Origin of the sequence: Rhizobium sp. RHZ01 (genome assembly GCF_014851595.1) — a bacterium.
GTDB classification, from domain to species: Bacteria; Pseudomonadota; Alphaproteobacteria; order Rhizobiales; family Rhizobiaceae; genus Rhizobium; species Rhizobium altiplani.
In genome coordinates this window covers 1-21,130 of sequence record NZ_JACUZZ010000033.1, presented here as the reverse complement: position 1 = coordinate 21,130, position 21,130 = coordinate 1, and the positions used below count along the sequence as shown (strand labels likewise).

Genomic DNA, 21,130 nt, shown 5'->3' with positions numbered 1-21,130 from the left:
ATATATCAGCGTTCTTTCGAACGGCAAGCCGCGGGAGCGCCTGGATCTTCCGGCGATGCGTCTTCTCAATCACGGTGAAATGGCAAATGGCCTTGCAGCGAGTGGTGACGCAAGAGCGCTGGCCAGCGCCGAGCGCCTAACCCTATGAGGCATGCAGAGCAGCGGCCCGGCCGAAACCAGGCGCCTCCGCTCACTCGTGCCTCAACGCGTCGATCGGGTTGAGCTGCGCCGCACTGCGAGCGGGGAAGTAACCGAAGACCATCCCTATCGCGGCGGAGAACGCGAACGCCACAGCGATCATCGTGGGGCTGACCACGAACGGCACCTTCAGCACGGTCACTGCTCCATAACCAAGGCTGACCCCCAGCAAAATCCCTGCGATCCCACCAAACACGGAGAGTGCCACCGCCTCGACAAGGAACTGCAGCAGCACCTGGTTTTCCAGTGCGCCGATCGCCAGGCGTATGCCGATCTCGCGGGTGCGCTCGGTCACTGACACCAGCATGATGTTCATGATCCCGATCCCGCCGACAAGCAGGCTGATCGCGGCGACCGCTCCGAGCAAGCTGGTCAACAGTGTCGTGGTACCGGTCATTGCGTCAGCAATCTGCGTCATGTCATTGACGCTGAAGTCATCGTCACGTCCCGGTACGATCTTGCGCCGCTCCCGAAGCAGGTTTTCGGTTTCGGTCTGAACTTTCGATGTCGACACCCCGTCGCGCGCCGAGATCACGATCATCTGGACATTGGCGTTCGCTTTGCCGCCGACCCGGCGTTGATAGACCTTAACGGGCATGACGACGACATCGTCCTGATCGTTGCCCATGCCGGACTGGCCGCGCTTGGCAAGGACGCCGATGATGCTGCACGAAACCTTGCCGACGCGAATCTGCTGTCCCGTGGGATCGGCGGCGCCGAAGAGTTGCGAGCGTACCGTTTCTCCGAGGATGCAGCGCGGGCGTCCGCGTTCTTCCGCCGCGTCAAAGGTGCGGCCGATCGCCATGTCCCAGTCCTGCGCGATGAAGTAGTCGTTGTTCGTCCCCATCACGGTCGTCGAGTGGCTCTGCCCGCCGTAGATGACGGTCGCGGTCGTCTGATTGAGCGGCGCCGCGGCGCGCAGGCCATTGACCTGATCGCGAATGGCGTCGACGTCCTTGATCGTGAAGCGGCGTGCTTCCGAGCTTGGGCGACCAGGACCGAACTGACCCGGGCGCGCAAACAGCATGTTGGTGCCGAGCCGTGAAAGCTCGGCCGAAACCTGGGCGGTCGTACCGTTGCCGATCGTCACCAACGCGATGACGGCCGCCACCCCGATGACCACGCCGAGCACCGTGAGGAAGGAACGAAGCATGTTCCGGCTGATCGCACGCAGCGCAAGTTTCAGCGTCTCAAAGAACATGATCCGCCCTCCCGCGATGCTCGACCTCGGTCTCGAGCTTGCCGTCTATGAAACGCAGCAGGCGCTGAGCGTAGGCAGCAATATCGGGCTCGTGCGTGACCATGACGATCGTGATGCCCTGTTCGCGGTTCAGTCGCGTCATCAGGTCCATGATCTCGACGCTGGTCTTCGTGTCCAGATTGCCGGTTGGCTCATCCGCGAGAAGCAGCGAGGGCTCGGTCACGATCGCCCGGGCAATCGCGACACGTTGCTGCTGGCCGCCGGACAGTTCCTGCGTCTTGTGATGCTCACGCCCGGAAAGCCCCACAAGCCCGAGCGCCTCCTTGGCCTTGCGGTGGCGCTCGCTTGCATGCATGCCGCGATAGATCAGCGGCAACTCGACATTCTCCAACGCCGAGGTGCGCGGCAGCAGGTTGAACCCCTGGAATACGAAGCCGAGCATATGACGGCGCAGCAATGTCAGTTGGCTGCGGTCGAAGCCCTGTGTTGAGACGCCTTGGAAAATGTAGTCGCCGTCGGTGGGCACATCGAGACAACCAAGAATGTTCATGGCCGTCGACTTGCCCGAGCCGGAAGGTCCCATGATGGCGACGAATTCGTGTTCGCGGATCGACAGATCCACCCGGTCGAGGGCGCGGATGGCCGCCTCTCCCTGACCATAGATCTTCGAGACCTGCTTGAATTCGATAAGTGCCGGGCTCTGCATCGTGAGCCTCGCCTACTTCGCCTGCGTAGCGTCGGTAATCACCGCATCGCTTTCCTTCAGGTCACCGGAAACGATCTGAGTGAATTGCCCGTCGGAAGACCCCACCTGGATGATCACTGGTGCCGGCTTGCCTGCTTTCAGCAGCCATACGCGCCGCTTTGCTCCGGTCAGGGCTTCGCCTTGGTTGCCGCTCCGTGGCCCCATGCGCGGTGGTCGGAGCAGGCCGAAGATGCCGCGGCCGCGGGGAGACTCTGCAGCCGGGGGGGCATAGCGAAGGGCCGAATTTGGGATCATCAGGGTATTCTCGACTGCCTCAACGGTGACATCAGCCGTCGCGGTCATGCCAGGACGCAGCAACAGGTCAGCATTGTCGACCGACAGGATCGCCTTGTAGGTCACGACGTTGTTCGTGGTCTCGGATGCAAATCGAATCTGCTTGATCTCGGCCGGAAAGGTCCGGTTGGGATAGGCATCAACCGTGAACGTCGCCTTCTGGCCGACGGCAATCTGACCGACATCGGCCTCGTCGACATCGACCTGCAGTTCCATCTTCCGCAGATCGCCGGCGATGACGAACAGCACCGGCGCGGACAAGGACGCTGCGACCGTTGCGCCGGGATCGACCGAACGCGTGAGAATCACACCGTTGATCGGCGAGACGATCTTCGCCTTGGCGAGGTTGACTTCGGCCAGCCGCAGATCGGCCTCCGCAGAGAGCACGGCAGCGACGTTGATGTCCTTTGCGGCAACCGCGGAATCGAACTTGTAGCGCGCATCTTCGAGGCTCTGCTGCGTAGAAACGTTGCTCTGAACGAGGTTGCGGGCTCGCTGGAACGAGCTCTGGGCCGACTCGAGGTCGGCGGTCGCCTTCACGACATTCGCTTTGGCCGAATCGAGTTTCGCCCGCGAACTCTTGACGTCCGCCTCAAGCTTGTTCGTATCGAGAGCGGCAAGAACCTCGCCGGCCTTGACCTCGCTGTTATAGTCGACGTTCACCTCGCGAACCGTTCCCGACAGCTCGCTTGATATATCCACTTGCTCTGTCGGCTGCACGGATCCGGTTGCCGTAACCAGCACGGTCAGGTCGCCGCGTTTGATAGGTTGAGTGGCGTAGCTGTATTGGTTGCCTTCTTGCCGCGCATAGAAATAACCCACCCCGCCGGCCGCAAGAATCAGCAGAAGCAATACCAATAGGCGACCACGCCAACGGCCCTTCGACTGTTTGCGTGAAGCCGCAAGGACGGTCGCCAGGTCGGCGCTCGCCTTGGTCGGCTTGGTTTCGTGCATAGTCTTGACGTCGTTCATTCCGGCCTCGATCAACATGCTGCCAACGCAGCCGCCAGCAAGATGATCATGTCGAAGCTGAACGGCAGATTAGCATCGGCCCGGATTGGCACGAAATGACGGTCGAATGAAATGAAATCTTGGTAATGAAAGTTCAGTTTCCGTAGGCTGAAATGGGACCGAGAGGATTCGCTTTGTATTGGCCGTCGCTCTTAAGCTGGCCTTCGACCTCTTCGATCTGCAGCCGCTGAAACTGCAGAACCGTCGTGGAGAGCTGCAGCCCCTCGCCGGACTGACCGAGTGATGGCCACACCGCAACGGCGACAAAAGCGAATCAACTCGATTTGCTGCAGTCCTTATGCGTTTGATAGAACCATCAATGAACCGGTAGACGCCGCTTGGCGGCCATGAGCAGATCGAGTTCCGTGGCCGATGGCCCGAACTTCTCATAGAGCCGCTTTGCCTCGGTTTCCTCTAGTCTATACTTCCTGGCAAACTCACCGAGGCTGTAAGGTCGCCCGCGCAACACTTTTCGGGTGGTCGTTGTGGGTGTGGTCACGCTGGTCATCGCAGTCTCCTTGTCTGTACAAGGAGCTAGCTAGAGCGTCATGTGACTTTGTGAAGGTATCGACCAGCCTCGGAAAGGATTGATTCGATTAAATCTTTTTCGGTGGAACCTTCTGATCCGTCGCGCATTTATATGCTGAGATTGTGAGCCGAGCCAAGCGGACTCGGCGGCGCGAAAGTATACCCGGATTTTTCCGCTTTCTCCGGGTCGTCAACACTATATTCGAACTTTCGTCCGCCCGGTTCATGACCTCGTTTCCCCCAACTTTTACAAAGCGCCTTCGGGCGCTTTTCTTTTTGGCCGTTTCCAGGGGGCCGCCTTTTCAGGCCCAGTCGCAAGAAATGTGCCTAATGCACAGGGAACGGTGATTTTTTGGTTGACCGCAATGGGGCACCTGCATATGTTCCGCGCACTTCCAGCCGGACGCACCGCTCGGCTTCAGGGAGAGCGTAGCTCAGCCGGTAGAGCAACTGACTTTTAATCAGTAGGTCTCGGGTTCGAACCCCGACGCTCTCACCATGAAATCAAAGACTTAGTATAGTTTGGGACGGCGACTGCCTTGCGTCCTCGCACCACGTTCGTGTCTAATAGCTGCACGGGCGGCCGTTACTAGGTCTGAACCCATCTGCACAGGCTGGATTTACAGAGCGATCGCGTAGATAGGCCGATGACGACCCGATTGATGAGGTCTGATCAGGGTTTGTGGTGCAGGCTGAGGTGATTGTGGAAAGGCCGATCAGCGCCACGGCCGCCAGAAATGTGAGAAATATGTGCGTCCGCGCTCCTCCGGGAGGGCCATTGCTCACCGCCGCGCGCGCAATCTAGCGTGTCATCGCAAGCCCGGGCGAGAATTACGGCGCCCTTTGCCAGGCACAGTTCACGAATCCGCTACCGCCGGCGAGTTCCAGATCCTCTGCGGCATCGCTATGCGGCGTGAGGCACGATGAAGCGAAACTCACCTGATTTTATCCGACAGGTCGCAGATTTTCGTCCTGTAGGTAGTGGGTTGAACTCCACTCCGTGATGTCATCACTCTACTGGCGTGCTGAAACGCTATTCACTACCCCGGTGCCGCGATGCCTGGATGTGCGGAGATCTTTCCTGCGGGCAAATGCTGCTGCCTTGCCCGCAGATCCGGTGTCCTCGTCCTCGCCCCATTAGCAATGTGACGCCTATCAATGCGACGTCGCCTTCCTGCTGGCCAACAACAGAATGTAGTCATCCGCTGCATCCGCTATTGCCATCGCCACTTCCGCCGGCGCCCACCCCTTTAGTTGCGCATCGCGGATGATCTGATGGAGCGCGGGTTCAACATCGGCGCGGCAATCGAGCAGGCGTTGATCATGAGTAGTGTCATTACGAACCGATTGAAGATTAATCATAGCTAGAACCCCTCTCATGTGAGGAAGCTACCATGACATAGATTGCAGGTTGAGCAAGCAAATGCTTAAGGAAACGCGCGATTTCGTTGAGAATGAGCTTTTTCGATGACACAAGGGGGGTCGGCAAAGCGATTCACGGTATAATCAGCCATCTGAAACCATCACGGAAGTGTGATGGATTTTGCGGGCGCCATCCGACGAGAGAGCTCCGGACTCGTCTTCCGGAACAAAACTGATCGCATATTGGTATTATTCCTACGCGACTGATATACCGGAAAGTACGACGATTGGTATGCATTTCCGACGTTGTCGTCAAAACGTGATGACCCCGTGATATGGTGTTTTGTTCGCGACTTGCCAGCTGGTGAATTTGTGCCTGCCTGGCGGAACCATTCAGCATCTCTCAAGGCGCACTCGACACCACGTCGAGTGTTTTGCAAAAGGACGTCCAGTGGTTGTGGCTGGGTTAAGGGGGGCCGTCGAAGATTGTTCGGAAAGTGTGTTTGAAGGGATGTGAGGTCGATCGCACGGACTTTGCCGCCGTTGTCCTCGTTTTAGGGCGAACACATTTGCGTTGCGCAACCAAACGGATCGCCTATCTTTTCTCTCGGGGGAATTGAGTCTGACTGCCGGCATTGGACATTTGCGCAGCCTTTGCGTTTGACCTGCCTTACGCTGCCAAAAGCATACCTCTTCTGCCATGCACTGCCCCGGCCGTTACAAAGGCCTCAATTTCCGCCTCGAGCGTTGACTTCGTAGTTTCTCTGGAAGGAAAATCATATGGAAGACGCAGGCGTAGGTTGGGTAGCAGCTATCATTATCGGCGGCATTGCCGGGTGGCTGGCGGAAAAGTTCATGAACAGCAACATGGGCCTGTTGATGAACATCATTCTTGGCATTGTGGGCGCGATCGTTGCGAACGCCATCCTCTCTGGGCTGGGCATCGCGCTTGCCGGCTGGCTCGGGTATTTGATTGCTGGCTTCGTCGGCGCGTGCCTGCTCATTGCCGTTGGGCGAGTCATTCGTCGCTAGTTAAAAACCAAAAGCCGGGCGCCAACACGCCCGGCCCTTGCCTGGTCAAACGCCGTTCGATCTATCGACGGCTCATCAATCCGAAAAGGTAAGCGACGCCGGCTGTCACGGCGAGCGCGAAGATAGGTTCCTCCCTTACCTTGTCGCGCAGCCGCTCCGTCATGACCGATGCCTCGTCGGCGACGGCGGTCTTGGCGCCGTGTCCAAGCGCCACAACGCTTTCGGACAGGCGTGCAAGGTCTTCGCGCAATGCGGCGACCTGTGCGGAAAGATCGTCTGCCGCGATCTCCGCCTTCACACGCGCGGTTGCGGACTGGGCGGAGGCGGTTTTCATATCGGCCATGGTCTGCTCCTCTTTTTCCGGATGCTCTTCAACGAATTAGTGCTGGGAAAGGTTCCGATGTCCGGTCTCTTTTGCGGCGCCAGGCGCCCAGTATGACTGCACATATAGCGCAGATGTTTTCGTGCGATAACCCTTCATTTCCTGCTGGCTTTGTTCTAAGGAACGTCAAAAGCTTTGCCCGCGAACGGGCGAATATAATGCGAGGTTTGCGTTTCGATGTTCGATCTTCTGCGAAGAGCTGCTCACACCTGGGTTGCCAAGCTCCTCATGCTGCTACTTGTCGCCTCTTTTGGTATTTGGGGCGTGTCGCGCTCACTGATATCGGGCGGCACGAGCACGACGGTTGTCAGCGTCGGAGACCAGCACGTCGACGTCAACGAGTTTCGCCTGGCCTACCAGCGGCAGGTCGCAAATCTCAGCCAGCAGTTCGGCATGCGCCTGACACCCGAGCAGGCCCGGGCCTTCGGTGTGGAGCAGCAGGTTCTGGCACAGTTGGTCGCCGGCGCATCGCTCGATCAGTTGGCGGAAGACATGAACCTTGGCCTGTCGCAGGATCGGCTTGCGCAGCTGATCGGCGACGATCCAGCCTTCAAGGCGGTGAATGGCCAGTTCGACCGTACCCTCTTTACGTCGCGCCTGCGCAATGCCGGCATCCGCGAAGATGATTACATCAAGGAGCGCAGCAAGGTCGCCGTTCGGAGCCAGATCGTCGATGCAGTATCGAACGGCTTCACGGCGCCGAAAACGCTCGTCGATGCGCTCAAGCTTTACCGCCAGGAAAGTCGCGGTATCGATTACCTGCTGCTGACCAACGCCAATATCGAGCCGATCAAGGCGCCTGCCGAGGATGTCCTCGCCAAGTGGTTCGAAGGCGCCAAGACGCGCTTCCGCGCGCCGGAATACCGCAAGATCGCGTTCCTGAAGCTGCAACCGGAAGACATCGCCGATGCCGCCTCCGTTACGGACGACCAGATCCGCGAGGATTTCGAAAAGCGAAAGGAGAGCTTCCGCACGCCAGAGGCCCGTACGATCGAGCAGTTGACCTTCCAGAACAAGGATCTTGCCAATGCCGCGCTGGCCGCGCTGAAGACCGGCACGACGTTCGATCAACTGGTGACCGATCAGGGCAAGACGGCAGCGGACGTGTTCCTGGGCGAGTTCTCCAAGGACAAGGTGCCGGATCAGGCGATCGCGGATGCGGCCTTCGCCGTCTCGAAGGATGGCGGAACGACGCCCGTTGTCGATGGCACCTTCGGCCCGGTCATCGTCCGTGTCAGCAACATCAAGCCCGAGAGCGTCAAGACCCTTGACGAGGTCAAGGAAGAGATCCGCAAGCAATTGGCCGTTTCCAACGCCTCGCAGGAACTCATCAACGTTCACGATCAGATCGAGGATCTGCGCGGGTCGGGCTCGACGCTGGAACAGATTGCAGAGCAGCTCAAGCTCAAGGCGGTCGTGATCGACGCCGTCGATGCGACCGGTCTCGATAGGGACGGCAACGAGGTCAAGGATATTCCGGCCAAGCAGCAGGTTCTTGGGGCTGCCTTCAAGACTGAGGCTGGGGCAGACGCTCCTTCCCTCTCGATCGGCACCGACGGCTATCTTTGGTTCGACGTCCGCGACATCACGCCGGAGCGTGATCGGCCGCTCAGCGAAGTGAAGGATAAGGCAATCGCCGACTGGACCGCCGAACAGCAGAAGCTCGAACTCGCCAAAAAAGCCGAAGAGCTGAAGCAGCAGGCGCAGAAGGGAACGTCGCTGGCCGATATCGCTGCACCGCTCGGCATTACGGTCGAAAGCAAGAGTGGTATCACCCGCGGCACCGACGACGCCGTTCTCGGCAGGGCCGGTGTCATTGCCGCGTTCTCCGGCCCGATCGACACCATTGCCAGCGCCGTTGGTGGCGACCCGACGACGCAGATTCTGCTCAAGGTCACTGAAGTCAACACGGAACCGACGGGTGACGTTCTCAACAACCAGGACCAACAGATCACGTCAACTGCAAACGCTGCCGGCGACGACATTCTCGATCAGATGGTCAACTTGCTGCAGACGCAGTACGGCGCATCGGTCAATCAACCTCTCGCCGAACAGGCGGCAGTCCGCTAAGGGGAACATTAAGCGCATGACCGATCTGAAGCCGCTTTTGGCGAAGGCTGCAAGCCGCGAGCCTCTGACACGTGAGGAGGCCCGCGAGGCCTTCGACATACTGATGTCCGGTCAGGCAACCCCTTCGCAGATCGGGGGCTTCCTGATGGCATTGCGCGTCCGCGGTGAGACGGTCGACGAGATTGTCGGCGCTGTGACGACGATGCGCTCCAAGATGCTGACCGTCGATGCCCCGGCGGATGCAATCGACATCGTCGGGACCGGCGGTGACGCAAGCGGGACCTACAATATCTCGACGCTGGCTGCCCTTATCGTGGCCGGTGCGGGTGTCCCTGTTGCAAAGCATGGCAATCGGGCACTGAGCTCGAAATCGGGCGCCGCCGACAGCCTCGCTGCCCTCGGCGTCAAGCTGGATGTAACGCCCGAGGTGATCTCGCGCTGCATTCGCGAAGCTGGCGTGGGCTTCATGTTTGCCCAGCAGCATCACTCTGCGATGCGTCACGTTGGACCCACGCGTGTCGAACTTGGCACGCGCACCATCTTCAATCTGCTTGGCCCTCTCTCCAATCCGGCCGGTGTCCGCCGCCAGTTGCTTGGCGTTTACGCGCCGCAGTGGGTCGTTCCGATTGCCGAGGTCATGCGCGATCTCGGCTCGGAAAGCGTGTGGGTTGTCCACGGCAACGGCCTCGACGAAATCACCACGACGGGACAGACGAGCGTCGCGGCACTCGAGGGCGGCAAGATCCGCACCTTCGAACTGTCGCCCGCGGATTTCGGCGTAGAACCTTGCCGGCTGGAAGCCATCAAGGGTGGCGACGGCGTGGTGAATGCGGCGGCGCTGCGCGACGTCCTGAGCGGCGCAAAGAACGCGTACCGCGATATCGCGCTCGCCAACGCAGCGGCCTCGCTGGTGATCTCCGGCAAGGCTGAGATGCTGAAGGATGGCATGCGGCTTGCTGCGCAATCGCTGGATAGCGGTGCGACGGCGGCAGCCCTCGATAAACTCGTCGCCGTGTCGAACGACATCGACTAGGATAGAGCCATGACCGACATCCTGAAGAAAATCGAACTATACAAGCGGGAAGAGATCGCCGCCGCAAAGACGAAAGTGTCGCTGGCCGACCTGAAGGCGATGCAGGCGGATCAATCGGCGCCGCGCGGCTTCCACCGCTCGCTCGTTGCAAAACGTGAGGCCGGCCAGTACGGTCTGATCGCCGAGATCAAGAAGGCCAGTCCTTCCAAAGGACTGATCAGACCCGACTTCGACCCGCCGTCGCTGGCCAAGGCCTATGAACTCGGAGGCGCGGCATGTCTTTCGGTGTTGACGGACACGCCAAGTTTCCAGGGCGCGCCGGAATTTCTGATGGCGGCACGTGCCGCCTGTTCGCTGCCGGCGCTGCGCAAGGACTTCATGTTCGAGACCTATCAGGTGCAAGAAGCCCGCGCCTGGGGTGCCGATTGCATTCTCCTGATCATGGCGTCGCTTTCCGATGACGATGCAAACCGTCTCGAGGACGAGGCCTTCGGCCTCGGCATGGATGTACTGGTGGAAGTTCACGATGCCGAGGAAATGGAGCGCGCGCTGAAGCTCTCCTCCCCGCTCGTTGGCATCAACAATCGCAATCTGCGGACATTCGAAGTCAGCCTCGAAGTCAGCGAAAAGCTGGCGCCGATGGTTCCAGAGGATCGCCTATTGGTTGGCGAAAGCGGCATATTCACGAACGCGGATTGCAAGCGCCTACAGGCGGTAGGCATCAACACGTTCCTGGTTGGCGAGAGCCTGATGCGCAAAGAAGATGTTACGGCGGCGACGCGCGCGCTCCTATTCGCCGAAGCCGCTCAGGCGGCCGAGTGATATGAGCGGCCAATCCGGTCTCACGCACATTGATGCCTCCGGCGAGGCGCATATGGTCGATGTCGGCGATAAGGCCGAAACCACAAGGATCGCGACCGCCGAGGGGCACGTGCGGATGGCGACGGCAACGCTCGATCTCATTCGCGCGGGCAACGCGAAAAAGGGCGACGTGATCGGCACGGCGCGCCTTGCCGGCATCATGGCGGCCAAGCAGACGAGCAACCTCATCCCGCTCTGCCACCCCCTGATGTTGACGAAAGTCTCGGTCGACATCACGGAGGATGCCGATCTCCCTGGCTTGCGCGTCACCGCAACGGCAAAGCTGACGGGCAAGACGGGCGTCGAAATGGAAGCCCTGACAGCCGTTTCCGTCGCCTGCCTGACGATCTACGACATGGCCAAGGCCGCCGATAAGGCCATGGAAATCGGAGGCATCCGGCTACTCGAAAAATCTGGCGGCAAGTCTGGAGACTTTCGTCATCCGGAGTACGGCAAATGAGCTTGCTGCCGGTTGCTGAGGCGCAGGATCGCCTGCTGTCGCGTGCTGAGCCAATCGAGACCCTTGAAACAGTCCCCTTGCCGGAGGCCGACGGTCGTGTGCTCGCGACCGATGTTGCAGCCCGGTTGACCCAGCCGCCTTTCGACGCGTCAGCGATGGATGGGTACGCCTTGCGCGGTGACGACGCCCCTCAGCCCGGCAGTCAGTTGAAGCTCATAGGGATGTCGTCCGCCGGGCACGGGTTTGAGGGCGTTGTCGGCAAGGGCGAGACCGTCCGTATATTCACCGGCGCCCCGGTTCCGTCCGGTGCGGATAGCGTCTTGCTGCAGGAGGATGCGGAAAAAATCGAGGGTGGCATCCGCACGACCTTTGCAGTTCGTCCCGGCCAGCACGTCCGGCCTCGCGGCCAGGACTTTCTCGAAGGCGAAGCGGTGCTGAAGGCCGGCACTGTATTGGACTTCTCTCGCCTGACCGTGGCGGCCGGAATGAACCACGCGACCCTTGAGGTCCGGCGCAAGCCGGTGGTTGCGTTGCTTGCGACCGGCGACGAATTGTTGCCACCTGGAAGCTCGCCCGCTCCCGCGCAGATCATTGCGTCTAGCACCTTTGGCATCGCTGCCATGGCCCGCAAGGCGGGCGCCGAGGTTCTTGACCTCGGAATCGTCCCCGACGACAAAGCCGCGATTTCGGCGGCGGTCGAGCGCGCAAGGCGGGCCGAGGTCGATGTCATCGTGACGCTCGGCGGAGCGTCGGTGGGCGACCATGATCTGGTGCAGGCAACGCTGCTCGCATCGGGCATGAAGCTCGATTTCTGGCGGATTGCCATGCGCCCGGGCAAACCCTTGATGGTCGGCAGCCTCGGCGAAACCCATGTCATTGGCCTGCCTGGTAATCCGGTGTCGAGCCTAGTCTGCGGGATCCTGTTCCTTGAACCGTTGATCCGGAAACTGGCCTCGCTGCCACCAGTCAGACGCGAGGCGACCGTAGAGGCGGCTGCGACGCTTCGTGCCAACGACCAGCGGCAGGACTACGTCCGAGCCACGCTGTCGCGATCGTCATCCGGCGCGCTGGCGACAAAGCCGTTCACCAAGCAGGACTCGTCCATGATGAAGATCTTCGCCGAGTCCGACTGCTTGATCGTTCGTCCACCGCATGCACCGGAACTGCCCGCCGGAAGTCCCTGCCCGGTGATAATGCTGAGGCCTGATCTTCTGGGCTGAGTCGTCGAGCCTGCCCTGATTGTTTCCTGGGAACAGAAAGCAGGATTGAGATGACGAAGGAGGCTGTCAAAGACACACAGGCCATGCTTTCGCGCATGACGCCTGCGCTCATGGATGGCGAGTTCGTATTCTGCGTGACCTCAGACGAGGATGTGGCACAGCTTGCTGTTCCCGATGCTCTTGCATGGTTTCGCGAGCACGAAGGGACCTCCCTGATCCTCTCGAGAGGCCGAGCTGCGGAACTCGGCTTTAATTGCGATGCGCCGATGCGGCGTATCGTTCTTGAAGTCTTTTCGTCGCTGGAAGGTGTCGGCCTGACGGCCGCGGTTGCTTCTGCGTTGGCAGCCCGCTCAATCCCGTGCAACATGGTAGCGGCCTACCATCACGATCATGTCTTCGTTCCAGTCGCCATGGCGGATTTGGCGCTCGAGATCTTGCTTAAACTACAAGAAACGTCGTCGGCCTAAACGCCGTCTTTGATCAGCGGGCGTCCGCCAGAGTGAACACCCCGCCGATCGCCCCCTGCCCGGTCGAACCGTCGCCGAAATCGGGGACAGCGTATTCAGCGACTAGGTTTAGGGCTGCGAGTGGCAGCGACTGCCTGCGTGGATCTCCGATGAGCACATCGACGCCTGCCTTGCGACTGGCCGCAAGGAACGGCAAAACCCTCCCGGCAAGCTGGGGATTGTAGAAGACGTCCCCAGCGAGGATGACATCGACATCCGGCGGTGGGCCGGCAAGCACGTCAGCGCTCGTCACTTCGATCGCGACGCCGTTCGCTGCCGCGTTGAGGCCGATCGCCGCGATAGCGTTCGTGTCGATCTCGGCTGCGATCACGAGGGATGCTCCGCATTTTCGGGCCACGATCCCGACGATGCCGGACCCTGCGCCGAGATCGAGGACGCGGCGGCCACTAACGATGTCCGGATAATTCAGAATATGCCGAGCGAGCAGCGTTCCACCAGCCCAGTTGTAGGCCCAGTACGGCGGCGCATCCTCCGCGTCGCTGGTTCTGAGGCGCGACAGCCCACTGCCGGGATGAGCCGTGTAGAGAACTATCTCCTGCAGGCCGGGTGCGGGTTTCAGGTGAAGGTTTTCGACGATAAAGGCGCGGACATCCCGCGGAAATAAAGCATCGCGATTTGGTTCAGCCTCAGGATGGCGGTGTCCGCTCATTCCGCTCGGCCGGATCAATAATTCTTCATCGCCAGATGCGGTATGCCGCCATCAGGGAATTCGTCGCCGAAGGCGGCAAATCCGAAGCGTTCGTAGAGTGCTATTTTATCGCTTTGTGCCGTCAGATAAAACCGGTTCTCACGGGCAGATCGGTGCTCGTTCATCGCATAGGTCAACATCGCGCTTGCGACACCATGTCCGCGCCATGCCTTGCCGACGGCGACGCGGCCTATCTTCACATGCTCGTTCGCATGGATGATCCGGAGCGTCCCGCAGACCTCACCGCCTGCAACCGCGACGACATGATGCGCAGTAAGATCAAGCGCATCGAATTCTTCATCGGCGGGTACATTCTGTTCGGCTACAAAGACCGCGCGCCGGAGCTTGAACGCCTCATTGCAAAGGGTACTGAAAACAGGAACCGTTAAAACGATGGTATCTGCCATTGTCCTCTCCGCGGGTTCAAGCGGCGACGCAAGGCTGCGCCGCCGGTGGGATCATTATGCCTTCTTTTTCGAGAACTTGGGCTTAGGGCCGCTGCCGCCCTTGCCCTCGAACTTCGGCTTGCCCGGCTTCTTGCCCCAAGGCTTCGAGTCGCGTCGCTCGTCGCTCCCGCCCTCGCCGCGGGCTTCCTTGCGGAAATTGCCTTTGGGGCGCTCATCCGTGAATTCACGACGCTCGCCAAAGGCCTTCTTGCCGGCATAGGGTTTTGCGGCGGCAGGTTTGCTGAAATCAGGCGTGCCGTTCAGCGGCGTCACGCGGATGCCGCGCTCCATCGTCTTGTTTGGACCGATCGACTGCAGGAAGCTGTCGGCGCTGGCCGCGGAAATCTCGACGTAGGTTTCCTCGGGCTGCATCTTGATCGCGCCGATCTCGCGCTTGGTCAGATTGCCGTTCCGACAAAGCATCGGGATCAACCATCGCGGCTCTGCATTCTGCTTGCGACCGACCGAAATCGAAAACCAGACGCTCGCGCCGAAGTCGTCGCGCGGACCTTTCTGATAAGGCTCCCGTAAACTCTCGGCATGCTCGCGGCGCTTGCCGCCACGGCTGTCCTGGACCGAGACCTCGATCAGATCCTCCGGCGCGGACTGGTTCGAACGATAGAGGTTGACGAAGGCAGCAGCGAGCTTTTCGGCGCCATGCGTATCGAGAAGCCGCTTGACCAGGTCCTGGGCTTCCTCGCTCGAGGCTTCATCAAAGATGGGGTCGGCAAGCAGACGGACTTCGTCACGTGCTGTGACCTCCTCTGCTGACGGTGGACGAGCCCAGGCGGCCGAGATGCCGGCGTTGTCGAGAAGACGCTCTGCCTTGCGGCGGAGGTTCAGCGGCACGATCAGCGCGCTGACGCCCTTGCGGCCGGCGCGACCGGTGCGGCCGCTGCGATGAAGCAGGGTTTCGGGATTGGTCGGCAGGTCGGCATGAATAACAAGGTCAAGACCCGGCAGGTCGATACCGCGGGCGGCGACATCCGTTGCGATGCAGACCCGGGCGCGTCCATCCCGCATTGCCTGCAGCGCATGGCTGCGCTCGTTCTGCGTCAGCTCGCCCGACAAGGCGACGACGTTGAAGTTGCGATTGTGAAAGCGGGCCGTCAGATGGTTCACCGCCGCGCGCGTCGAACAGAATACGATGGCGTTGGTCGCTTCGTAGTAGCGCAGGACATTGATGATCGCGTTCTCGCGGTCGCTCGGCGACACGACAAGAGCCCGGTATTCGATGTCGCCGTGCTGCTTTTCCTCGGTGGCCGTTGCGATCCGGACAGCGTTCTTCTGATAGCTCTTCGCGAGTTTCGCGATGGCTGCCGGAACCGTCGCCGAGAACATCAGCGTGCGACGGTCATCGGGGGAGGAATCCAGAATGAACTCCAGATCTTCGCGGAAGCCGAGATCGAGCATTTCATCGGCTTCATCAAGTACAACAGCCTTGAGGCCGGAAATGTCGAGCGCATTGCGCCTGATATGATCGCAGAGGCGACCGGGAGTGCCGACAACGATATGGGAGCCACGCTCCAGCGCACGGCGCTCGCTGCGGATGTCCATGCCGCCGACGCAGCTGACAATCAGCGCGCCCGTCGCTTCATAAAGCCATTCGAGTTCGCGCTTGACCTGCAGCGCGAGTTCGCGCGTCGGTGCGATCACAAGAGCCAGCGGTTCGGCTGCAGGGCCAAAGCGTTCCGCGTCCTGGAGCAGCGTCGGCGCCAGCGCGAGGCCGAAGGCTACGGTCTTGCCGGAGCCGGTCTGGGCCGAAACGAGGGCGTCCGACGCGGCGAGCGCCGGGTCGAGCATGGACTTTTGAACCGGCGTCAGCTCGGTGTAACCGCGCTTCACCAACGCCTTGGCGATCGCCGGAACGACGCCGTTAAAATCTGTCATGTTGTCTATCTTTCGGAAGTCTCACGCGCATGTTGCGCCCTGGCCGGCAATTGCCGGTGGAGAAGTTGGCCGTTCCTACTTGGTCAGGCGGCAAATGTCAAAGCGGATGTCCCTGCCATAGCCACACGTCGATGCCTTCGCTTCTGCCACGAATGCGTGCTTTTGCAGGGCCCTCGAGCTGGCCGGCGCGAAGCGGCGCGCTATCGGCGCCTGCCGCCTTCATCAGTGCGGCGCTCAACGCCAGTTCGACACCACACTCTGCCGCGACCTCCATCAGGCGGCTGGCGACATTCACGGTGTCACCGGTTGCGGTAATCTGCTGGCGGCTGCCGGTTCCTAGGCGCGAGGCAACGACCGGACCGCAATGAGCTCCAACCTTGAAACCAGTCTTTCGGCCGCTCAGCGCGGGATGTATTGCAAGCCAGGGACGCATTCGCCCGCACAGGCGAACGGCGCACGCGGCGGCTCGCGCGGCATCGTCATCGGCCGGTTGCGGCAAGCCGAAAAGAATCATCGCTCCATCGCCCATGAAGCTGGTGACCGCGCCGCCGTGCGAGCGCGCCTCTTCGTCGACCAGTTCAAAAAAGTCGCTGAGAACTTCGCGGACATTCGTCGCGCCGATTGCTTCGCTCAAGCCGGTGAAGCCGGAGAGGTCGATGAAGACGACTGCGGCGTCTTGCCGGACCGGCTTTGCGAGAAAGTTGGGATCGCGGGCGAGCCACTCTCCCAGGCCCGGGGCCTCGATGCGCTGCAGGAGGTCGCTTTGCGCCGCAAAGTGTGCGGCCTGGCGACGATCCATCCAGATCTCGGCGGCGCCGAAAAGCAGCACGGGCGGCAGCGCCGCTGCGATTGGCAATGCCGCACTGAACCAATAGCCGTGCGCGAAGGCGACAACGTTCAGGGCGGCCCATGCAAGCGCCGCCGACGCAATGATAGCGTAGCCGATGGCGCTGCGTCGCCACGCAAGCAGGCTGATCAACAGCACCGGCAGACCCACCGCGATCAGCGAATCGAGCAGGCGCACATTGCGGTCCCTGATGATGCCGTCGCCAGCAATCAGATGCGTCGCTGCCGTCGCCATCACCTCGACGCCCGGCAATACCGGATCGAATGGGGTTGGGAAGACGTCGCCACCGCCCGTCACCGTGGAGCCGATCACGACGATCTTGTCCTCTATTGCCTTGGCGGGGAGGTTGCCGGCCAGCACATCCGCCGCGCTGAATGTCGGAATGGTGCCGCGTGGACCATAGAAGGTGATCGGCAGGCGCTGCCCGTTGTCGGTCGGCAGATGCCGATCGCCGAGCGCAAGCCCGCCAGGCGAGAATGCCGGATTGATACCCAGTGCCAGTGACGCCACCCGCAACGGAAATGAGGCATCGACTCGTGCGCCGCCACGCGAGATCAGCGGAATGAAACGCGGTGTGCCTGACTCGTCGGTGGCGACGTTGACGACGCCAATAGCAGCAACGTCGGAAAAGCGACTTAGAGGCAACAGCATCTGGCTGGCTGCCGGTATCGCTGCCAGCGGATCATTGGCGTCGTGATCGACCGCCTGTGTGTCTTTCGGGAAGACGCCTGCGGCGGCGATCACGCTGGGGCTCTGATGGAGCGCCACGGCAAGCGCCGCATCTCCCTCTTCTGGTCCGGGATCAACCAGCAAAAGATCAAGTGCGATGACCTTCGGCTTGAAGGCGCCGACGGCGGCAACCACGCGGGCAAGCGTTGCCCGATTGAGAGGATAGCCGTTGTCGACGGCAGTCTGGTCGTCAATCGCAACAATGCTGGTAACCGGCGGAGGCTCCTTTGCGCCGATCACCGTGCTTCGCACGTCAGTAAGGGAAGCTTCGAGGCGGTCGAGGAAACTCATGCTTCCCGAAAGATGCATATAGCCGAGGAGGCCGCCCCAGAGCGCGGATAGCAGCAGAGCAATCGTGACCAGGAGCCGTCTGCCCTGCATCGGCGTTATTGGCCGAGGCGGGCGAGCAGGGCCGCGCTACGGGCCGGCGGCCAGCGGCGGACGGTGAGCGGTGCGCTGCCCGGCGCGACATCAACACCCTCGCCTTCATTCAGCACGACGCGTGCTGCTGCTCCTGCCGAAGGACGGCCGACCGCTACGCGTCCGCGTACGACTAAGACAGAGGTCGTGCCGTTCTTGACATCGACAACCCAACGTGTGCCGCGGACGGCGGCAATTGCCTGTGGTGTGACGACCTCGAATCCGTCCGGGTGCCGCGCCCGGTCGACATCGACGAGCACGGCCTTGTTGCGCAACGAGACCGTGTCCGGTCGCCCGTCGTGATTGCGGTCGACGACGTTGAAGCGAGCCCCCGCCTCGGCGGTGATCGTCACGCCATCCGCGCACCGCATGATCTGTCGCGCCGTTCCCGCCACGCGCGCCATCGTGCATCCGTTCGCTTGCGCAAGTGCCGGATCTGAGCTGAATAGACAGGCAGCGCTTGCCCACGCGGCCAGCGCCAGGAGCATTCTGGAGTTCACAAGCATATTCGTCCCCTACCTGAATGCATGGCCGGACAGCCCGGGCGTGCGACGGCATCATACGCTGATAGCTGCAGCACGCATGTCAAAACGTCAACGCCTATCCGACATTGTCTATGTCTTAAGCGGTCTTTCGATTGCCGGTCCAGTATAGCGCGCCCTCGGGCGAATAAGGTGGCCGCTCTCGATCTGCTCCATGGCATGAGCGAGCCACCCGACGGTTCGCGCGAGCGCGAAAATCACGAGGGGCGCATCATCGGGAAGATCGAAGGCGGCGCTCATGGCTGTCAGCGCGAAATCGATGTTGACGCCTTCCCCGACGATCTCTTGTCCCGCGGTCGCCAGTTCGGCGTAGCTCGGCGGCAAGTCGAACTGAGCCATCAGCGCCTTTGCCCTGATGTCTCCATCCGGATACAGAGGATGGCCGAACGCCGGCAGCGGTCTTCCCTGTGTCAACGCCTGCCGTATTGCTTGACTGGCATCGAGCGCGTCGACCTCTGCGATCAACGAGGCGACGCCATGCCAGGCGCCACCGTGGAGCGGTCCGCTCAAAGTCGATAGGCCCGACAGGACCGCGGCCGATAGCGTTGCGCCTGAAGAAGCAGCCACTCGCGAGGCAAAGGTCGACGCGTTGAGCTCGTGATCGGCAAGGAGCACAAGCGCGCGCCTGATGCAATCGGCGGCTTCTGGCCTGGACCAGCTGGTGGCGAGGCGCAGATGCAATGGTGAAGCTGCCGCATCTGGAGCAAGGACACTGGCCACGATCGAAAGAATACTTTCTGCTTCGGCTTGCAGTACGATTGGCGCTCTGCCGAGAGTCGGTAAGTCGCGGGTCACGCGCTGTGCGAGCAAAACAAATGCCCGCTCTAACGACGGTGCAGTTTCAGAAGACTCGCTTGCTGCGGCTGTAATCGGTCCGGACTTCCACAGAAGTGCCGCGGTCTCCTCGAGCGTCGCATGTTCCGCCCATGTCGCCACATCACGGCCGCGATAGTAGAGTCGGCCATCCAGAATGGTGGAAATGGCAGATGGCAACACGGGATCGCCCCATTGGATGGCGTCTGCCGCAACTGTCTCGGTCTTTCGTCGGCCAGCGTGACGTGCGGCAAGCCGCATGACGTCGACCGCATTGTAAAGACTTCGCCGTGGATCGCTGGCATCTGCTTTGGCCCGGATACGGCCGCGACTCACATTGGCGTACAGCGTTTGTGGCTTGGTTCCGAGTTTCTCGAGCGCCTGCTCGGCTGTCAGCCAAAGCATTTTGTCCTCTTTACATTGATCATTTGCATCAAGATTGACGTCAATCAATCTAAGCTTGATCCTGTTGCACGTAAAGGAGAAAACACCATGAAAAACGGTTTGGAAGATGTTATCGCAGCGGAAACGCAGCTCTCCGATGTCGACGGCGAAGCGGGCCGCCTGATCATCCGTGGCGTGTCGCTCGATCATCTCGTATCGACAGCAACCTATGAAAGTGTTGCCGCGCTGTTGCTCGACGGCCTGACGGAACGGCATTTTGGTCCTGCAGAACTCGGCGATTGGTTGGGTGAAATGCGGGTGCGCATATTTGCCCATGTGGCGGCCCTCCAATCGGACCTGCTGGCCTTGCCGCCAGTGGACGCGATGCGCGCTCTCATCGCTCGCCTGCCAGATGGCGAGGACTTCGAAGCGGCGCTTCGATTGCTGGCAGCGCCCGCAGTTTTCCTGCCGGCGATACTCCGTCTGCAGGCCGGCAACGAACCCGTGGCCCCGGACGCTTCGCTACCCCAGGCAGCCGACATCCTGCGCATGCTCACAGGCAGGATGCCGAGTGCGGAGCAGAAGGCTGCTCTCGACGCCTATCTTGTGACCATTTCCGACCATGGCTTGAACGCCTCGACCTTCGCTTCGCGCGTCATCGCCTCGACGCGGGCCGGCCTCACTTCATCAGTGCTCGCGGCGATAAGTGCGCTTAAAGGACCTTTGCATGGCGGCGCGCCGGGGCCTGTGCTCGATATGTTCGATGAGATCGGAGCCAGCGAGAATGCACGCGGGTGGCTCGGTGGAGCATTGGATCGCGGCGAACGCCTGATGGGCTTCGGTCACCGCATTTACCGGGTGCGTGATCCGCGCGCCGATGCATTGAAGAAGGCGCTGCGACCGCTCGTCTTGGCTGGGCAGGTCGATCGCCAGCGCGTGGAGCTCTCGGAAGCCGTCGAACGTGCGGCGCTTGCTGTCCTGAGGGAGCGCAAGCCAGACCGGCCGCTGGACGTCAACGTCGAGTTCTACACCGCCTTATTGCTCGATGCGCTGGGCTTTCCGCGCGAATCATTCACCGGCGTATTCGCGATCGGCCGGACCGTGGGGTGGATCGCGCATGCGCGCGAGCAGGCGCTGGAAGGCAGATTGATCCGTCCTCGGTCGATCTATGTCGGGCCGGTGCCGCAGGCGGCGTGAGCATCGACAATAAGAAGAACCGGCGGTCCCAGCCGCCGGCATATCGTTTATAGTGGGTCTCGGTGCGGGGAAGCCTCTAACCGCTGAGATAGGCCGCAAATTGCTAAGTGTCTCTCGGCAATTAAAAAGCAACGGTGTTAGGCGTCAATCACCGTTGCTCGATAGTCTCTCATTTTGGCATTGAGGATTATGATCATCCTTCGCATGACCGCGACGAGAGCGACCTTTCCGGGCTTTCCTTTCGCTTTCA

At 60.9% G+C, this 21,130-nt stretch carries 21 protein-coding genes, 1 tRNA gene and 1 pseudogene; 9 read left to right on the top strand and 14 right to left on the bottom strand.

Features of this window, described 5'->3' with window-relative positions:
- Window positions 1–190: 190 nt before the first annotated feature.
- The 4 genes from IB248_RS26465 to IB248_RS26450 form a co-directional block, all read right to left on the bottom strand.
- On the bottom strand, window positions 191–1,399 hold the full coding sequence (locus IB248_RS26465; protein WP_018855009.1) for an ABC transporter permease: 1,209 nt from the start codon (window positions 1,397–1,399) through the stop codon (window positions 191–193).
- The gene (locus IB248_RS26460) at window positions 1,389–2,105 is read right to left on the bottom strand and encodes an ABC transporter ATP-binding protein (protein ID WP_018855008.1); all 717 of its coding nucleotides are present in this window, start codon (window positions 2,103–2,105) and stop codon (window positions 1,389–1,391) included. The genes IB248_RS26465 and IB248_RS26460 overlap by 11 nt, the downstream gene beginning before the upstream one ends.
- 12 nt (window positions 2,106–2,117) lie before the next feature.
- Window positions 2,118–3,410: an efflux RND transporter periplasmic adaptor subunit gene (locus IB248_RS26455; RefSeq protein WP_192241903.1), complete on the bottom strand. Its 1,293-nt coding sequence runs from the start codon at window positions 3,408–3,410 to the stop codon at window positions 2,118–2,120.
- Window positions 3,411–3,765: 355 nt separating this feature from the next.
- The gene (locus IB248_RS26450) at window positions 3,766–3,957 is read right to left on the bottom strand and encodes a hypothetical protein (protein WP_018855005.1); all 192 of its coding nucleotides are present in this window, start codon (window positions 3,955–3,957) and stop codon (window positions 3,766–3,768) included.
- Between the two features lie 443 nt (window positions 3,958–4,400).
- Here IB248_RS26450 and IB248_RS26445 point away from each other — a divergent pair.
- Window positions 4,401–4,476: transfer RNA gene (locus IB248_RS26445), tRNA-Lys, on the top strand.
- Window positions 4,477–4,541: 65 nt separating this feature from the next.
- Here the strand turns inward: IB248_RS26445 and IB248_RS32415 are convergent.
- Window positions 4,542–4,727, bottom strand: a complete 186-nt coding sequence (locus IB248_RS32415) for a hypothetical protein (RefSeq protein ID WP_169683850.1) — start codon at window positions 4,725–4,727, stop codon at window positions 4,542–4,544.
- 405 nt (window positions 4,728–5,132) lie between these two features.
- The gene (locus IB248_RS26440) at window positions 5,133–5,339 is read right to left on the bottom strand and encodes a hypothetical protein (protein ID WP_018855004.1); all 207 of its coding nucleotides are present in this window, start codon (window positions 5,337–5,339) and stop codon (window positions 5,133–5,135) included.
- A 780-nt stretch (window positions 5,340–6,119) separates the two neighbouring features.
- Between IB248_RS26440 and IB248_RS26435 the strand changes: the two genes are divergently transcribed.
- Complete coding sequence (locus IB248_RS26435) at window positions 6,120–6,371, top strand: GlsB/YeaQ/YmgE family stress response membrane protein (RefSeq protein ID WP_025660968.1); 252 nt, start codon at window positions 6,120–6,122, stop codon at window positions 6,369–6,371.
- Between the two features lie 61 nt (window positions 6,372–6,432).
- Here IB248_RS26435 and IB248_RS26430 read toward each other — a convergent pair whose 3' ends face one another.
- Window positions 6,433–6,714, bottom strand: coding sequence for a hypothetical protein (locus IB248_RS26430; protein WP_007793703.1), 282 nt, complete (start codon window positions 6,712–6,714; stop codon window positions 6,433–6,435).
- A gap of 216 nt (window positions 6,715–6,930) precedes the next feature.
- On the opposite strand from IB248_RS26430, the gene IB248_RS26425 reads away from it, so the two are divergent.
- Genes IB248_RS26425 through IB248_RS26400 form a run of 6 tightly spaced genes read left to right on the top strand, consistent with a single transcriptional unit; the run spans window position 6,931 to window position 12,864 of the window.
- Entirely contained in the window at window positions 6,931–8,823 is a 1,893-nt protein-coding gene (locus tag IB248_RS26425) for a peptidylprolyl isomerase (protein ID WP_192241902.1), read from the top strand.
- Window positions 8,824–8,839: 16 nt separating this feature from the next.
- A complete protein-coding gene (gene trpD / locus IB248_RS26420) occupies window positions 8,840–9,856 on the top strand; it encodes an anthranilate phosphoribosyltransferase (protein ID WP_018855001.1) in 1,017 nt (338 codons plus the stop codon).
- Between the two features lie 9 nt (window positions 9,857–9,865).
- Window positions 9,866–10,678 carry an indole-3-glycerol phosphate synthase TrpC gene (trpC, locus tag IB248_RS26415; RefSeq protein ID WP_113470420.1) on the top strand — a complete coding sequence of 271 codons (813 nt, stop codon included), beginning with the start codon at window positions 9,866–9,868 and terminating at the stop codon, window positions 10,676–10,678.
- A 1-nt stretch (window position 10,679) separates the two neighbouring features.
- Window positions 10,680–11,177: a cyclic pyranopterin monophosphate synthase MoaC gene (gene moaC / locus IB248_RS26410; RefSeq protein WP_018854999.1), complete on the top strand. Its 498-nt coding sequence runs from the start codon at window positions 10,680–10,682 to the stop codon at window positions 11,175–11,177.
- Window positions 11,174–12,397, top strand: a complete 1,224-nt coding sequence (gene glp / locus IB248_RS26405; protein WP_192241901.1) for a gephyrin-like molybdotransferase Glp — start codon at window positions 11,174–11,176, stop codon at window positions 12,395–12,397. The genes moaC and glp overlap by 4 nt, the downstream gene beginning before the upstream one ends.
- Before the next feature lie 50 nt (window positions 12,398–12,447).
- On the top strand, window positions 12,448–12,864 hold the full coding sequence (locus IB248_RS26400; RefSeq protein ID WP_018854997.1) for an ACT domain-containing protein: 417 nt from the start codon (window positions 12,448–12,450) through the stop codon (window positions 12,862–12,864).
- A 13-nt stretch (window positions 12,865–12,877) separates the two neighbouring features.
- Here IB248_RS26400 and IB248_RS26395 read toward each other — a convergent pair whose 3' ends face one another.
- From IB248_RS26395 to IB248_RS26370, 6 genes are all read right to left on the bottom strand, one after another.
- Window positions 12,878–13,573 carry a 50S ribosomal protein L11 methyltransferase gene (locus IB248_RS26395; RefSeq protein WP_192241900.1) on the bottom strand — a complete coding sequence of 232 codons (696 nt, stop codon included), beginning with the start codon at window positions 13,571–13,573 and terminating at the stop codon, window positions 12,878–12,880.
- Between the two features lie 14 nt (window positions 13,574–13,587).
- The gene (locus IB248_RS26390; RefSeq protein ID WP_062370917.1) at window positions 13,588–14,019 is read right to left on the bottom strand and encodes a GNAT family N-acetyltransferase; all 432 of its coding nucleotides are present in this window, start codon (window positions 14,017–14,019) and stop codon (window positions 13,588–13,590) included.
- Between the two features lie 54 nt (window positions 14,020–14,073).
- Complete coding sequence (locus IB248_RS26385) at window positions 14,074–15,948, bottom strand: DEAD/DEAH box helicase (protein WP_192241899.1); 1,875 nt, start codon at window positions 15,946–15,948, stop codon at window positions 14,074–14,076.
- A 97-nt stretch (window positions 15,949–16,045) separates the two neighbouring features.
- Window positions 16,046–17,905 carry an adenylate/guanylate cyclase domain-containing protein gene (locus IB248_RS26380; RefSeq protein ID WP_192241898.1) on the bottom strand — a complete coding sequence of 620 codons (1,860 nt, stop codon included), beginning with the start codon at window positions 17,903–17,905 and terminating at the stop codon, window positions 16,046–16,048.
- Window positions 17,906–17,910: 5 nt separating this feature from the next.
- Entirely contained in the window at window positions 17,911–18,432 is a 522-nt protein-coding gene (locus IB248_RS26375) for a FecR family protein (protein ID WP_246733829.1), read from the bottom strand.
- Between the two features lie 126 nt (window positions 18,433–18,558).
- A complete protein-coding gene (locus IB248_RS26370; RefSeq protein ID WP_169683831.1) occupies window positions 18,559–19,704 on the bottom strand; it encodes a citrate synthase in 1,146 nt (381 codons plus the stop codon).
- A gap of 87 nt (window positions 19,705–19,791) precedes the next feature.
- Between IB248_RS26370 and IB248_RS26365 the strand changes: the two genes are divergently transcribed.
- Window positions 19,792–20,880 carry a citrate synthase/methylcitrate synthase gene (locus tag IB248_RS26365; protein ID WP_169683830.1) on the top strand — a complete coding sequence of 363 codons (1,089 nt, stop codon included), beginning with the start codon at window positions 19,792–19,794 and terminating at the stop codon, window positions 20,878–20,880.
- Window positions 20,881–21,017: 137 nt separating this feature from the next.
- On the opposite strand, the pseudogene IB248_RS26360 reads toward IB248_RS26365, so the two are convergent.
- Window positions 21,018–21,130, bottom strand: a pseudogene (locus IB248_RS26360) (IS110 family transposase); the annotation flags it as partial.